Source organism: Corallococcus sp. 4LFB (genome assembly GCF_046520365.1).
In the GTDB taxonomy this organism is placed as follows: domain Bacteria; phylum Myxococcota; class Myxococcia; order Myxococcales; family Myxococcaceae; genus Corallococcus; species Corallococcus caeni.
The window spans coordinates 1-855 of record NZ_JBKGHJ010001130.1 but is presented as its reverse complement, the minus strand read 5'-3'; the positions used below and the strand labels follow the sequence as shown (position 1 = coordinate 855).

The window sequence follows — 855 nt, the reverse complement described above, 5'->3', positions numbered from 1 at the left end:
CAGGACGTTGAACGCCGCCAGGAGCACGGAGAACAGCGTGCGGCCCTCGCGCAGGGCCACGAGCTTGAGGCGCTGGACGAGCGGGAGCGGCAACAGCAACTCGTAACGAGCCCCCCGGCCATCGGGCTGCGCCTGACGTGGCCGGTCCGTGGGCAGCTCCAGCACGGCGTGCGGATCCAACCGCTGACGCCAGTACGACAGCTGCGCTTCGAGCGCGTCCCCCCGCATCCACTGGCGCTGCCACGCGGCATAGTCCGCGTACTGCAAGCGCAGCGGCGTCAGGGCCGGGGCCTGGCCGGACGCGAAGGCCCGGTACAGCTCCGCCACCTCGCGGACGAGCACCCCCAGGGACCAGCCGTCGGACACGATGTGGTGGATCGTCAGGAGCAGCAGGTGCTCCTGCTCCTCCAGGACCAGGAGGGCCGCGCGCACCAGGGGGCCGGTGGTGAGCGCGAAGGGGCGAAGGGCCTCGGCGGTGGCGCGGTGGCGTGCCTCGGCTTGACGCTCTTCGTGCGGCAGGGAGCGCAGGTCGGTGAGGTCCAGCGTCAGTGCCGAGGGCGGCGCGATGAGCTGCACGGGGCCTTCGGGCGTGTCGCGGAACGTGGTGCGCAGGGCCTCGTGCCGGTGCATCAGCGCTTCGAGCCCGCGGCGCAGGGACTCGACGTCCAGCGCTCCGGACAGCCGCAGGGCGACGGGCATGTTGTACGTGGCCGTCCCGGGCTCCAGCTGATCAATCAGCCACAGCCGCTGCTGGGCGAAGGACAGCGGCGGGGCCTCCTCGCGCGGCACCGGCACCAGGGGCGGCAACCCGGACGCCGGCTCCGGACGTGCCGGCCGCGTCGAGGTGCCGCGCGA

General features: G+C 73.3%; 1 protein-coding gene. It reads right to left on the bottom strand.

Annotation, left to right across the window (positions count from 1 at the left end; all coding sequences use genetic code 11):
- Positions 1-807 (bottom strand): condensation domain-containing protein (locus tag ACLEQD_RS44515; RefSeq protein ID WP_410391946.1); only part of this gene is annotated, 807 nt, incomplete at its 3' end.
- Positions 808-855 lie beyond the last annotated feature (48 nt).